Genomic DNA, 12,874 nt, shown 5'->3' on the forward strand with positions numbered 1-12,874 from the left:
ACTTGTTTATTTCCTGCAATTCCGCAATCTCGTCATAAAAGCGTCTGAAAAGGTTCCTCCATGCGCGACAGGTTTGACGGGATTGAAGTTTTCGTAGAAGCGGTCGAAGCAGGAGGATTCAAAAGAGCGGCGGATCGGCTCTCCCTCACGCCCTCGGCAGTCGGCAAGGCTATTGCGCGTCTGGAAGAGCGGCTTGGTGTCCGCCTGTTTCAACGAACAACCCGTACGCAGTGTCTGACTGAAGACGGTCAGCAATATTACGAGCGATGCCTGCGTGCCATCGAGGAATTGCGCACGGGCGAATCCCTGTTGGAAACCGGACGTCGCGAGGTCGTCGGCAAACTTCGCGTGTCGCTGCCCATCTTGTTTGGCCGCTACTGCGTCGCGCCCATTCTGCGGGCCTATGCGCGCCAGCATCCGAAGCTTGAACTCGAGCTCAGCTTCAATGACCGCCAGGTAGATATGATCGCCGATGGTTTTGATCTTGCCGTGCGCAACGGCGCACTTGGTAATGGAAGTTCCTTGCGCGCCCGGCGGCTTGTCAGCCAACGCAAGGTGCTGTGCGCCTCTCCGGCCTATCTAACGGCACGCGGACAACCGCATTCCCTTGCCGATTTCGGAGTTCACGACATGCTCGTTTATTGGCGTAACGACTATGCGCTGCCGTGGCGGCTTCCAGATGTGTCCGGCAATCTCGTTGATGTGCCTGTGGCGTCCCGGCTGCGTTTCGATGATCTGGAGGCCATCACGGACGCTGCGATCGAGGGCATGGGGCTTGCCTGGCTTCCTTACTGGCTCATCAGCGACCGTATACGCACTGGCCATCTGGTCGAACTCTGGGCGGACCGGCCAAGCGCTGCGGTGGAAGCCTACGCAGTCTGGCCGGCGGCGCAGCATCTGCCGTTGCGGTCGCGGCTGGCCATCGACGCTCTGGCGGGCGAACTGCCAAAACGCTTTGGCCAAGAAATCCGCTAATACCCACCAAGGCTGTCCATCGGGCGGCCTCAACGCATCAGGGCGAATGCCGTAAAGCGCTCACGAGAAGGGAAAAAGCCGGAGAGGACTGGCGGCGACTTGGATAATAAAGGTGGAAGCCCTCCCAATAGGGCGAATAGTTCTCGAGAAACCGATGGAGGCGCCCGGCGTGGAGATAGGGCTTGGCAATGTCCTCGGGGACGTAGGCGAAACCAAAGCCGTCTAGCGCTGCTTCGAGAACATTGTAGATCGTGTTGAAGACGAGCTGTCCGTCTACCCTAACCTTGATCTCTCGTCCGTTCTCCTCGAACTCCCAGGCGTAAAGGCCGCCATAGGTTGGAAGCCGAAGATTGATGCAGCGATGCTGGGTCAACTCCTTCGGGTGCGCCGGAATATCCCGAGATGCAAAATAGGCTTCCGATGCGACGACCGCAAAGCGCACATCCGGGCCGATCCTGACGGAGATCATGTCTTTGGCGATCTGTTCGCCAAAACGCACCCCGGCGTCATAACGGTCGCTGACGATGTCTTGGAGGCCGTAATTCACATCAAGCTCGAGCCTGATGTCCGGATATTGATGGAGAAAGCTGCGAATTTTCGGCCATATGTAGTGCTGGATCTGGTAGTCGCCGGCGGTCAACCGGATGGTCCCGGCAGGCTTTTCACGCAGTGTGTTGAGGCCATCAATCGCCATTCCGATCTCGTCGAAAAGCGGACCGATGCTTGCGAGCATCCGCTCGCCGGCTTCTGTCGGCGAAACACTGCGCGTCGTTCTCGTCAGGAGCCGCACGCCCAGCCGCTCCTCAAGTTGACGGATCGTGTGGCTGAGCGCCGACTGCGAAACCCCGAATTTTGCGGCCGCTTTCGTGAAGCTTCGCTCTCTGGCGACCATCAGGAACACCATGAGATCATTGACGTTCTGTCGCTCCATTCATGATCCCCTCTCATAACAAGGTGCCCATTGATAAAGCACATAGTCACGAAATGGTAGCAACGAAGGTTGAAGCGCGATGGCGCCGCATCACCTTTGCCTTTCGCACAGCTGCAGTCGGCTCCCAATTTGGAGCCCTATTTCTCACGGTTTCGCAGAACGTCTCCGACGACGGCCGAGGCTGAAAACGCGTTTGGCCATCCGGCATAGAAGGCCGTTTGGGCAATGACCTCACCGGCTTCTTCAGCGGTGAGACCGTTATCCATCGCCCGGTTGAGATGATAGGTGATCTGAGCGCTCTGCCCCGAGGCGATCAATGAGCTTACAGTCACGAGGCTCCGGTCCCGCGGCGCAAGACCCGGCCGCTGCCAGAGATCGAGAAACAGCGGGTCGGCGGTAAACAGCACCAATCCCGGCGAAATCTGCCCGACACTTTTCTCGACGGCGGTGGCTCGCTGCTGCTCCGCGTCTTTATTCAAGGGCAGCAATTGCGCAGAGGCCGCAGGGAGCTGATCGGCTGCAATGTGCCGTTCGGTAAACACGTTCTTCGTCACAGCGATCGCGGACATAGCGCTCGACCAACCTGAGTAGAAGGCAAGATGTGTTATGATCTCTGAAACTTCGCTTGGAGTGACGCCGTTATCGAGAGCGACATTCACATAATGCTCCAGGTCGATCACCTGGTTGCGGGCGATCAGTACGGAGAGCGTAACGATGCTGCGATCGCGTCGCGAGAGCTGCGGTCGCTGCCACAGATTTCCAATCACGTCTTCTTCGGCATATCGGCTAAGGGCCGGTGACACGGAACGGATGTCGCCGGCGGGCAATGACGAAGCACTTCCTGGTATCGCTCCGCCTCCCGTTCCTTCCTGGGCGAAGACGGGCTCACCCATGGTGAGCGAGATCGCCGTGGCCGCTAAAATCCGTTTCATTGATATGTCCTTCCGGTTTGGTGGTTGCCGAGCATCGCATTGGACGTCTTTTCCATCTGTGAGGAGGTCACCGATCCATTGCGATACCTGACGGTGTGATGGCGATGTGCCGCAGGGCAGTTGTGCTGCGGCCCTTCACGAGATCGATGACGCTCAGAGTCCTGAGCGACGCAGCACGGCTTCAGGGTAGCGGGCGCCCTGGATGACGATATCGGCCTGCTCGATCTCGTCGAGATCGGATCGGTCCAAGGCGATATTCAATGCCCCGATGTTCTCCTCGAACCGCTCGAGCTTGCGCGTGCCGAACAGTGGAACAATCCAAGACTTCTGCGCCAGCAGCCAGGCAAGCGCGACCTGTGCCGGCGTCGAACCGTGCTTCCCGCCAATCTTGCGGATCAGATCGACCAGCTTCTGGTTGGCGATGCGAGCCTCTTCGGAGAAGCGTGGGGTGTCGGCCCGGATGTCGGAATTGTCGAAGGTGGTGTTGACGTCGATCTTGCCCGTCAAAAATCCCTTGCCCAGCGGGCTATAAGGAACGAGCCCGATACCGAGTTCCTCGAGCGTCGGGATGATTTCGGCTTCCGGCTCGCGGGTCCACAGCGAATATTCGCTCTGCAGCACTGCCACCGGCTGCACGGCATGGGCGCGGCGAATGGATTGAGCACCGGCTTCGGACATGCCGAACCACAGCACCTTTCCCTCCGTGATCAGATCCTTCACCGTCCCTGCCACATCTTCCATCGGCACGTCCGGGTCGACGCGGTGCTGATAATACACGTCGATATGGTCGGTGCGCAGGCGCTTCAGGCTGCCCTCCACGGCGCGGCGGATCTGCGCCGGCTTGCTGTTGACGCCACCGCGGTGCTGACCCGTCTTCTGGTCGATGTCCCATCCGAACTTCGTCGCGATCTTGACCTTGTCGCGAACCGGAGCAAGCGCCTCGCCCACCATCTCCTCGTTCGTCCAGGGGCCATAGACTTCGGCGGTGTCGAAAAAATCCATGCCGCGTTCGACAGCGGTGCGAAGCAAGTGGATCATCTCTGCCCGGTCGGGGAGCTCGCGGGCCTTGCCATAGCCCATGGCGCCTAGCGACAAAGCGGAGACCTCCAGGCCCTGGCCCAGTGTGCGCTTGATCATTTGCCTGTTCTCCTTTGAGGTTGATTCGAAGAGCTATCGACGACGCGCACCCTGAGGGAATCGCATGCCGACCACACGCAATCGACGCTTCAGATATTCTCCTCGCGTGGCGTGATCCTGACAGTCGCCGCGCGTGCTCGGTCGCTGACCATCGGCGGTAGATGTTGGCTGTTGCGGTATTTGGCGCGGTAGGCGTCGTCGATGCGATCGTTGATCGGACCGTCGACCGGCTCGAAGGCGACCGTGCGCGTCATGCCCGCAGCAATGATCCGTCCGGCCTTCTGGTGGACCGCCGCCTGATACCAGCGGGACTTCTGTCCGTGGTAACCGCGCACGTAGAGCGCACCATCAATGACGACCTCCCATATCCAGGTGGGGGTCCCATAGGTGGCACCATCTCGCCGGAACGGTGCGATTTTCAAATCGTCGGCCTGATCGATTTTGCTAAGCTCGCCATCCGACCAGTTCATGTCGCTCTCCGCTCGTCTCGACCACAGTCGTGGTGCCGCTTCCCGATCTTGCTCTGAATATAGAGCGCGCACCCAGCTATGATTAGGCGTCGCAAATCGCATGAACTTATGAGCGAAAATCATCAATGCAGATGAGGGACGGTCCTATGAGGGAGTTCGCCGCGAGCTTTCCTAAGCCCCAGCGATATATGCGGCCATTCCGCAAGCGGATCAAAACGCGCTCGCAAAAATCGGAGGAGTCCTTCCTTCCGATTTGCGGCAAGGCTTGGACGACAATACCTTCTTTGTTGGCAGTGCTGAGAAAGGCTCAACTCTCCTTGACCTGGCGCAGGTCACGCGCGCGATGCGCGATCAGCGCAAGATCCGCATCACGCACACAGATCAAATAGGGACCGTGTCGGACCGGACCAAGAGGAGCATCCTTGCAGGAAGGAGCCTCGGATTCCATAACCAGTTCTATTGTTTGAAGAAATTGGACCCACTGATGGTATGTCACTGCGGCGACTAGACAAAGAAAGGCCCGCGCCGAAGCGCGAGCCGGGAATTTTCAAATCAAGACAGCTTTACCGGCTGTTCTTGTGGCTCTGTTGACCAGCTTTTACATGCTGTTCATGGCTGCCGCCGCGGGTCCCGCTGGACTGCGCGTCGCTGCCACCTGAAGAGGAGCTGCGGGCATTGGAGTCGTTCTTGTGACTCTGCTGCCCAGCCTTGACGTGCTGTTCGTGGGTTCCACCTTGGTTTGCCATCCGGTTCTCCTTCGGTTCGAACGAGGCCACGTCGACCTCGAGGGAAGAACCTCGCTCCGGCGCATGTGTTCCCAATTTTAATATATCGTGATCTCATTTTCGAAAACAGGGATGAGGAAGCGGACCGGGCGGGTAGGGAGCTCGCCTGCCGTTTCGTTGGCCATCGGGAGAAAGCGGAAAAATCCCGATGTTCTCCAGCACCGCCGCGTCCGCTTGGCGCGGCCCGCAACCTCGCTTCGACAATGCGTGTGGCGGCAGGAAGGTTCCACCAACAACCTGATTCACCCATGCCGGAAAGTCGCTGCAGCCCGCCGGCTCTTTTCAATTGACCTCGTCGCTCTAGCTTAAAAGGCATGCAAAGAAAGGAGAAACCCATGTCCGACGCACCGAATACGGCGACCCCGGCGCGAAGAGTGTTGCGTGGCCGCCCCTACAGCATCAGCGAATTTGCCAGGAAATACCGGCTCGACGACAAGGAGGCCAAGCGCCTCTACGACAAGTTCGGCCCCTCCGCCACCGAACTTGATCTGCTGATGGCGGCGAAGCGGCGCCCGCCGGGGCTGCCCACCAGTCTCGACGCCTGACGGCCGCCCCATGAGGATCCGCACCGGAAGCTGTCTGTGCGGGGCGGTTGCCTATCGCGTCGAAGGTGAGCCGCTTCGTGTCGGCCTTTGCCACTGTGCCGATTGCCGCAAATCGAGCGGCTCCGCCTTCGTCTTCTTCGCGGTCTGGCCTCGGCGGGCTTTTTCCCATAGCGGCGAGATCGCCACCTTCGCCGGCCGCAGCTTCTGCCCCACATGCGGCAGCAGGCTTTTCTGTCTGCAGCAGGAGACGACAGAAATCCGCCTCGGCTCGCTCGACGATCCGCCGAGCGACCTCGCGCCGGACTACGAAGTCTGGATCAGGCGGCGCGAACCCTGGCTGCTTCCGCTGCCGAGCGCCGGCCAATATGCCGAAGATGCTGACTGACGAGTGCTTCCGCGCTAAAACTTGACTTTCCTTACCAATATTTCATTTCACCCATCCGCAATTCCGTGCCACTTCGGCGGCAATGCTAATGCCCGGTTCATCTGCGCTGTGCTTATTTCGCAGCGGGGCCGAGACGGCCCGACTGATCGAGGATGACATGAACGATACCGGAACCGGCAAGAAGACCGGAGCACAGACAAGCGGCGCGTCCGATCTCACAGCGGTTCTTGCCGCATCCGGACGGCAGGGCAAGCGCAGCCGCTGGCGTGGACGCCTGCTTATTCTGTTCATTCTCGTTGCTGCTGCAGCAGGCGCTGCGTACTTCTATATGGGCCGCGGGGAAAGCGAAGTGAGCTATGCCACCCAGCCGGCAAAACGCGGCGACCTGACGGTGCTGGTCACCGCTACCGGCTCGGTGCAGCCGACCGAGCAGGTCGATATATCAAGCGAACTTTCCGGTACGGTGCGCGACGTCAACGTCGATTACAACAGCACGATCAAATCGGGCGACGTGCTGGCACTCCTCGACACCAACAAGCTCGAGGCGGATGTGAAGAGTTCACGCGCCAAGCTCAATTCCGCCAAGGCGAACGTCGTCAAGGCCAATGCCGACATGCAATCGGCGGGCACCTCGCTGGAGCGGCTGAAGAGCCTGGTCAGGAGCAACGTCTCCACTCAGCAGAGTCTCGACGACGCCAGCTACAAATATGATTCCGCCGTCGCCGCCAAACAGATCAACGAAGCCGAGGTCCTGGCCTCGGAGGCCGATCTGCAGCTTGCCGAGGTCAATCTCGCCAAGGCGAAGATCATCTCGCCGATCGACGGCGTCATCCTCACCCGCGCCGTCAATCCGGGGGCGACGGTCGCAGCGTCGCTTTCGGCGCCGATCCTTTTTACCATCGCCGGCGACCTGAAGAAGATGGAGCTGCAGGTCGATGTCGATGAGGCCGATGTCGGCCAGATCGCCGTCGGCCAGAAGGCGAAATTCACGGTCGACGCCTATCCCGACCGCAGTTTTCCGGCCGAGATCGAGCAGATCCGTTTCGCCTCCGAGGTCGTCAACAATGTCGTGACCTATAAGGCGGTCCTCTCCGTCGACAATGCCGACCTTTTGCTGCGCCCCGGCATGACGGCAACGGCCGATGTCACCGTCGAGGCCGTCAAGGATACGCTGATGGTGCCGAACACCGCGCTGCGTTACGCCCCGGCCCAGGCGGGACGGCGCGGCCGCGGCATTTTCGGGATCTTCGGCCCGCCACGCCAGCGCGGCGGCGGCAACTCAGGTCAGGCGGCGTTGACGGGCGCTCAGCGGCGCGTCTGGGTGCTGCGCGACGGCCGGCCCACCCCCGTCGTCATCCAGGTCGGCTCGTCCGACGGCCAGTTCACCCAGGTCGTCTCCGGTGATCTCAAGGAAAACGACGCATTGGTGACCGACGCCACGACGCGTGCGAACTAGGCGGAGAGACGGATGGCAAGCCCGCCGCTCATCGAATTCAGGCAGGTCTCGAAAATCTATGGCGAGGGTGAGGCGGCAATCCGCGCGCTCGACCATGTCGACCTTGCAATCAACGCCCATGAATTCGTCGCGATCATGGGCCCATCGGGCTCCGGCAAGTCGACGGCGATGAACATCCTCGGCTGCCTCGACGTGCCGACATCGGGCGATTACATCTTCGAAGGCATCCCGACCAGCGGCTTCGACCGCGGCCAGCTGACGCTGCTGCGCCGTCATATGCTCGGCTTCGTCTTTCAGGGCTTCAACCTCCTGTCACGCACCTCGGCCGTCGAAAATGTCGAGCTGCCGCTGATCTATCGCGGCATGGCGGTGCGCGAGCGGCGTGAGCGGGCCCGCGAAGCCCTGGCGCTGGTCGGGCTGTCCGGCCGAGAACATCACAAGACCCAGGAACTATCAGGCGGCCAGCAGCAGCGCGTCGCCATCGCCCGCGCCATCGTCACCGAACCGGCGCTGCTGCTCGCTGACGAGCCTACCGGCAATCTCGACACCAAGACCAGCGTCGAGATCATGGATCTGATGACCCGGCTGAACCGCGAACAGGGCATCACCATCGTCATGGTCACGCATGAACCCGATATCGCCGCTTATGCCCAGCGGCTGCTGAGGTTCGTCGATGGCAAGCTGGAGACCGAGGTCGAGCACCGGAGGAGGGCGGATCATGTTCTTTGAGACGCTGAAGCTGGCATTGCGCGCCATCAGCCGCAACATGCTGCGCTCGTTCCTGACCGTGCTCGGCGTCGTCATCGGCGTCGCCGCCGTCATCGCGCTGGTGACGATCGGCAACGGCACGACCGCACAGGTCTCGACCGAACTGTCGCGGCTCGGCACCAACATGCTATTCGTCCGCCCCGGCCAATTCGGACCCGGCCGGGCGAGTTCCGAAGCCAAGCGCTTCAGCGTCAAGGACGTCGCCGCCATCCGCGACCAGATCGGCGGCCTCAGGGCCGTGGCGCCGCTCAACCAGTCGACAGCGACGGTGATTTTCGGCGGCCAGAACCATTCGACCAGCGTCTCCGGCACCACCAACGACTATTTCGTCGCCCAGGACTGGAACTTGGCGCTCGGCCGCAATTTCACCCCGGCCGAGGAACGCGGCCAGTCTCGCTGCATCATCGGCGAGACGGTGCGCTCGCAGCTCTTCGGCGCGGCCGACCCCATCGGCCAGCAGATCCGCGTCGGCAAGGTCTCATGCCCTGTTATCGGCGTGCTCGCCAAGCGCGGCCAGTCCGGCATGGGCACCGATCAGGACGATGTCGTCATCATGCCGGTCAAGGTGTTCCAGCGCCGCATCAGCGGCAACAGCAACGTGCCGCAGATCATCATCTCGGCCCGCGACGGCGTCTCCACAGCCAAGGTGCAGTCCGATGTCGAAGATCTCCTCCGCGAGCGCCGCAAGATCGTGCCCGGCCGGCAGGACGATTTCAACGTCAACGACATGACCCAGATCGCCGAGGCGATGACCGGCACGACGACGCTGCTGACCGGCCTGCTCGGCGCCGTTGCCGCGATCAGCCTGCTCGTCGGCGGCATCGGCATCATGAACATCATGCTGGTCTCCGTCACCGAACGCACCCGAGAAATCGGCATCCGCCTGGCGATCGGCGCGCTGGAAAACCAGGTGCTTACCCAGTTCCTGGTCGAGGCGGTGGCGCTGTCGCTCTTCGGCGGCATCACCGGCATCGCCCTCGGCCTGAGCCTCGGCTTCGGCGCCGTAACGCTCCTGAAAGTCCCCTTCGTCTTCAGCCCGACGATGGTCGCCGTCGCCTTCCTCTTCTCTGCCGCAATCGGCATGATCTTCGGCTATTTCCCGGCGAGAAGGGCAGCGCAGCTCAACCCGATCGAAGCGCTGCGGCACGAGTGACGCATGATGAATGCATCATGGCAAAAACGCCGCGAAGGAACTCCTTTCACCCACCCCACCCTCCGTCATGCTCGGCCTTGAGCCGAGCATCCACACCACATCCACCAGCGGCATGGATCCTCGGCTCAAGGCCGAGAATGGCGGAAACCGGAGTTGGCACTCTTCCCAAACTCACCCCAATGGAAAGAGCCACGCCGCGTCGGGGGCTTCACCAAAGCGGCACATACCCCCTAGGTCAGCTCTTGCGAAAAGCTCGGCTGGACACCGAGATCGGATTTTGACACGGGTCTTTTGCATTGGCGACACATAACCGTCAGCCTTATGAACAGCGCCGAATTCCAGGCCATTCTTTGCACATCGCATACAAAAGGCGTCGACGTCCTCTACGTGAGCTTGACGATGGATTGGCCGCTGCGCTGCCCCTTGGCAGCCTGATGAAGCATTATATTCGCGCCACCGTCCTGGGCGACGAGTTCAACGATCCTGTCGCCAGGCAGGATGGTAGCCTTGAAATCGAAGTGCCTCTCATAAAACCGCGCCGTGTCCTCGACATTCGCGGCATAGATCACCAGTCTGTTGAGCGGAATGATGGCGCCCTCCGATAAGGTTCAGTCCACAAGAGTAGAAAGACATGGGGCGCACCCAAGTCGCCCGATCACACCGCTGTTATCTCTTTGTCTCCATTCTGATATTTCAATGCCGCCTTGTCTTCGGTTTTTGACCGTGCCACTATGTGATATATCAGTTTCGAGCGACGGATTCTCGGCATGCAGACGTCACAGAGCCATCTCGCCTATCTCGCGCTGGAGCATCTGATCGTCACGCTGGCGCTGAAGCCTGGGGCGCTGGTCACGGAAAAGCAGCTGATCGATATGGCCGGCCATGGGCGTACGCCGGTGCGCGAGGCGATTCAGAAACTTGCCTGGCAGGGGCTGATCCGGGTGAAGCCGCGTGTCGGGCTGCAGGTGGCTGAGATCGCGCCGGAGGATCACGGCAACGTCATGCAGGTGCGCCGTGAGCTGGAGCCGATTGCAGCGAGCCTCGTTGCCGAACATGCGACGGACGAACAGCGTAAGCGTCTCATCGATTGCGCCCGGGCGATGGAGGAATGCGCCGTCACCGGCGATCTCGCCGGCTTCTTCGCTGCCGACAAGGCCTTCGACGAAATTGTCGAGGATGTCTGCCCGAACGGCTTCATCATGGCAGCGCTCGGCCCGGTGCAGACGCATGCGCGTCGCCTCTGGTATTCCACCGCAAGCCCGGAGCGCATGGATAGAGCAATCGCGCTGCATGTCGCCGTCATCCGCGCTATTCATCAGGGCAGGGCGGATGAGGCCTGCGCCAGCATGGCGGTGCTGATCGACTATCTCGCGCACACATAAAAACGGCCCCGTTTCCGGAGCCGTCGTCAGATCTGATTGTTGAAGAAAACGTCAGCCGACGAAAGCGCGCTCGATGACGAACTCGGCAGGCTTGCTGTTGGCGCCTTCATCGAGGCCGGCCTTTTCGAGTAGTTCCTTGGTGTCCTTCAGCATCGCCGACGAACCGCAGATCATGCCGCGGTCGATTACTGGGTCGAGCGGCGGCACGCCGAGATCGGTAAACATCTTGCCGGAGGAAATCAGGTCGGTGATGCGGCCGCGATAAGCGAAATCTTCGCGTGTGACGGTCGCATAATGGCGCAGCTTGTCGCCGACGACTTCCTTCAACAGCTCGTCATTCTGGATTTCTTCGACGAGGTCGAAGCCGTATTTCAGCTCGGCGACGTCGCGGGTCGTATGGGTGAGGATGACTTCCTCGAATTTTTCATAGGTCTCCGGATCGCGGATCAGGCTGGCGAAAGGCGCAATGCCCGTTCCCGTCGAGAACATGTAGAGGCGACGGCCGGGTGTCAGCGCGTCGAGCACCAGCGTGCCCGTCGGCTTCTTGCGCATCAATACCTGGTCGCCCGGCTTGATCGCCTGCAGATGCGAGGTGAGCGGTCCGTCCGGCACCTTGATCGAGAAGAATTCAAGCTCTTCGGCCCAGGCGGGGCTGGCGATCGAATAGGCGCGGAAGACTGGTTTGCCCTCGACCATCAGGCCGATCATCGCGAATTCGCCGGAACGGAAACGGAAGCCTTGCGGCCGGGTCATCGTGAAACGGAAGAGCCGGTCGGTGTAATGCGTCACGGCAAGCACCGTCTCGGCGTAGACGCCGGCGGGGATGGACGAGGCGAAGTCTTCGGTCTTTGCAGGCGCGTTCATTGCGGTAGAGGATCCCGTTTCGTCGGATGAACAGTCGGATGCGAGCGAGATATTACAAATCGAGCCCGAATTAAAGGCATTCCATTCCACGCGACGCTTCTAAAGGGAAATATGCATGTCATTGTCAGGATTCAATGGCCAACCGGGGGGCGGGCGGGGAATGTCGTATTTCCCGCTGGCGAAGCCTGGCAAAGGATGCATATTAGAGCAGCACGCCGGAAACGGATGCCGGTTTTCGGCAAAAACGGTGCGACAACAAATACCTACGGCGTCCAACCCGATTCAGCCACAGGGTTCGGCGTTGGTGGATAAAAAAAGATGCTTGCCGGGGCGAGCGCGATAGGGCGGTCGGGGGAATATGAAGATTTTTAAGTACAAGCGCGTTCCTTACGCGGAGATGCGCGCCTTTTCCGTCCATATCCTGACGGCCTCCGGTTCCTTCCTTGCCTTTCTCGGCGTCGTGGCCGCCGCCGAGCACCGCTTCATCGACATGTTCTGGTGGCTGGGCCTTGCTCTTCTCGTCGACGGCATAGACGGGCCGATCGCCCGCAAGGTGCGCGTCAAGGAAGTGCTGCCGAACTGGTCTGGCGATACGCTCGACAATATCATCGACTACGTCACCTATGTGCTGCTACCGGCTTTCGCGCTCTATCAGAGCGGCATGATCGGTGAGCCCTGGTCCTTTGTCGCCGCCGGCATGATCGTCATCTCAAGCGCCATTTACTATGCCGATATGGGCATGAAGACCGAGGAATATTTCTTCTCCGGCTTCCCCGTCGTCTGGAACATGATCGTTTTCACGCTGTTCGTCATCGATGCCAGCGCAACGACGGCGCTCGCTGTCGTGGCGGTTTCGGTGGTGCTGACCTTCCTGCCGATCAATTTCCTGCACCCGGTCCGCGTGAAAAGGCTGCGCCCGCTCAATCTCGGCGTCTTCTTCCTTTGGTCGGCGCTCGGCATTTTTTCGCTGCTGATGCACTTCGACACGCCGGAATGGGCGCTCATTCTCTTCATCGTGACCGGGCTCTATCTTTACGTCATCGGCGCGGTGCTGCAATTCTTCCCCGCTATCGGACGCGATGCATAGGACA

At 60.5% G+C, this 12,874-nt stretch carries 14 protein-coding genes and 1 pseudogene; 8 read left to right on the plus strand and 7 right to left on the minus strand.

What is annotated here, in order from left to right; genetic code table 11:
• Positions 1–60 precede the first annotated feature (60 nt).
• Complete coding sequence (locus tag RCCGE510_RS08080) at positions 61–975, plus strand: LysR family transcriptional regulator (protein WP_007628869.1); 915 nt, start codon at positions 61–63, stop codon at positions 973–975.
• 37 nt (positions 976–1,012) lie between these two features.
• On the opposite strand, the gene RCCGE510_RS08085 is transcribed toward RCCGE510_RS08080, so the two are convergent.
• From RCCGE510_RS08085 to RCCGE510_RS08110, 5 genes are all read right to left on the minus strand, one after another.
• The gene (locus RCCGE510_RS08085; protein ID WP_007628870.1) at positions 1,013–1,906 is read right to left on the minus strand and encodes a LysR family transcriptional regulator; all 894 of its coding nucleotides are present in this window, start codon (positions 1,904–1,906) and stop codon (positions 1,013–1,015) included.
• Positions 1,907–2,043: 137 nt separating this feature from the next.
• Complete coding sequence (locus RCCGE510_RS08090) at positions 2,044–2,838, minus strand: carboxymuconolactone decarboxylase family protein (protein ID WP_007628872.1); 795 nt, start codon at positions 2,836–2,838, stop codon at positions 2,044–2,046.
• Between the two features lie 153 nt (positions 2,839–2,991).
• Positions 2,992–3,975 (minus strand): aldo/keto reductase, encoded by a 984-nt coding sequence (locus tag RCCGE510_RS08095; protein ID WP_007628874.1) that lies wholly within the window; start codon positions 3,973–3,975, stop codon positions 2,992–2,994.
• A gap of 89 nt (positions 3,976–4,064) precedes the next feature.
• Positions 4,065–4,445, minus strand: a complete 381-nt coding sequence (locus RCCGE510_RS08100; protein WP_007628875.1) for a DUF2255 family protein — start codon at positions 4,443–4,445, stop codon at positions 4,065–4,067.
• Between the two features lie 563 nt (positions 4,446–5,008).
• Positions 5,009–5,191 (minus strand): hypothetical protein, encoded by a 183-nt coding sequence (locus RCCGE510_RS08110; RefSeq protein ID WP_007628880.1) that lies wholly within the window; start codon positions 5,189–5,191, stop codon positions 5,009–5,011.
• A 374-nt stretch (positions 5,192–5,565) separates the two neighbouring features.
• Between RCCGE510_RS08110 and RCCGE510_RS08115 the strand changes: the two genes are divergently transcribed.
• The 5 genes from RCCGE510_RS08115 (at position 5,566) to RCCGE510_RS08135 (ending at position 9,537) form a co-directional block, all read left to right on the plus strand.
• Entirely contained in the window at positions 5,566–5,775 is a 210-nt protein-coding gene (locus RCCGE510_RS08115) for a hypothetical protein (protein WP_007628881.1), read from the plus strand.
• Positions 5,776–5,785: 10 nt separating this feature from the next.
• Positions 5,786–6,160: a GFA family protein gene (locus tag RCCGE510_RS08120; protein WP_007628882.1), complete on the plus strand. Its 375-nt coding sequence runs from the start codon at positions 5,786–5,788 to the stop codon at positions 6,158–6,160.
• A gap of 157 nt (positions 6,161–6,317) precedes the next feature.
• Entirely contained in the window at positions 6,318–7,616 is a 1,299-nt protein-coding gene (locus RCCGE510_RS08125) for an efflux RND transporter periplasmic adaptor subunit (RefSeq protein ID WP_007628883.1), read from the plus strand.
• Positions 7,617–7,628: 12 nt separating this feature from the next.
• Complete coding sequence (locus tag RCCGE510_RS08130; RefSeq protein WP_007628885.1) at positions 7,629–8,345, plus strand: ABC transporter ATP-binding protein; 717 nt, start codon at positions 7,629–7,631, stop codon at positions 8,343–8,345.
• Positions 8,335–9,537, plus strand: a complete 1,203-nt coding sequence (locus RCCGE510_RS08135; RefSeq protein WP_007628894.1) for an ABC transporter permease — start codon at positions 8,335–8,337, stop codon at positions 9,535–9,537. The genes RCCGE510_RS08130 and RCCGE510_RS08135 overlap by 11 nt, the downstream gene beginning before the upstream one ends.
• A gap of 235 nt (positions 9,538–9,772) precedes the next feature.
• On the opposite strand, the pseudogene RCCGE510_RS08140 reads toward RCCGE510_RS08135, so the two are convergent.
• Positions 9,773–10,124, minus strand: a pseudogene (locus RCCGE510_RS08140) (VOC family protein).
• Between the two features lie 180 nt (positions 10,125–10,304).
• Between RCCGE510_RS08140 and RCCGE510_RS08145 the strand changes: the two are divergent.
• A complete protein-coding gene (locus RCCGE510_RS08145) occupies positions 10,305–10,919 on the plus strand; it encodes a GntR family transcriptional regulator (RefSeq protein ID WP_007628896.1) in 615 nt (204 codons plus the stop codon).
• A gap of 51 nt (positions 10,920–10,970) precedes the next feature.
• On the opposite strand, the gene RCCGE510_RS08150 is transcribed toward RCCGE510_RS08145, so the two are convergent.
• Complete coding sequence (locus RCCGE510_RS08150; RefSeq protein ID WP_007628897.1) at positions 10,971–11,783, minus strand: ferredoxin--NADP reductase; 813 nt, start codon at positions 11,781–11,783, stop codon at positions 10,971–10,973.
• A 358-nt stretch (positions 11,784–12,141) separates the two neighbouring features.
• On the opposite strand from RCCGE510_RS08150, the gene pcsA reads away from it, so the two are divergent.
• The gene (gene pcsA / locus RCCGE510_RS08155; RefSeq protein WP_007628898.1) at positions 12,142–12,870 is read left to right on the plus strand and encodes a phosphatidylcholine synthase; all 729 of its coding nucleotides are present in this window, start codon (positions 12,142–12,144) and stop codon (positions 12,868–12,870) included.
• Positions 12,871–12,874: the final 4 nt, after the last annotated feature.

The organism is Rhizobium sp. CCGE 510 (assembly GCF_000292525.1).
In the GTDB taxonomy this organism is placed as follows: Bacteria; Pseudomonadota; Alphaproteobacteria; order Rhizobiales; family Rhizobiaceae; genus Rhizobium.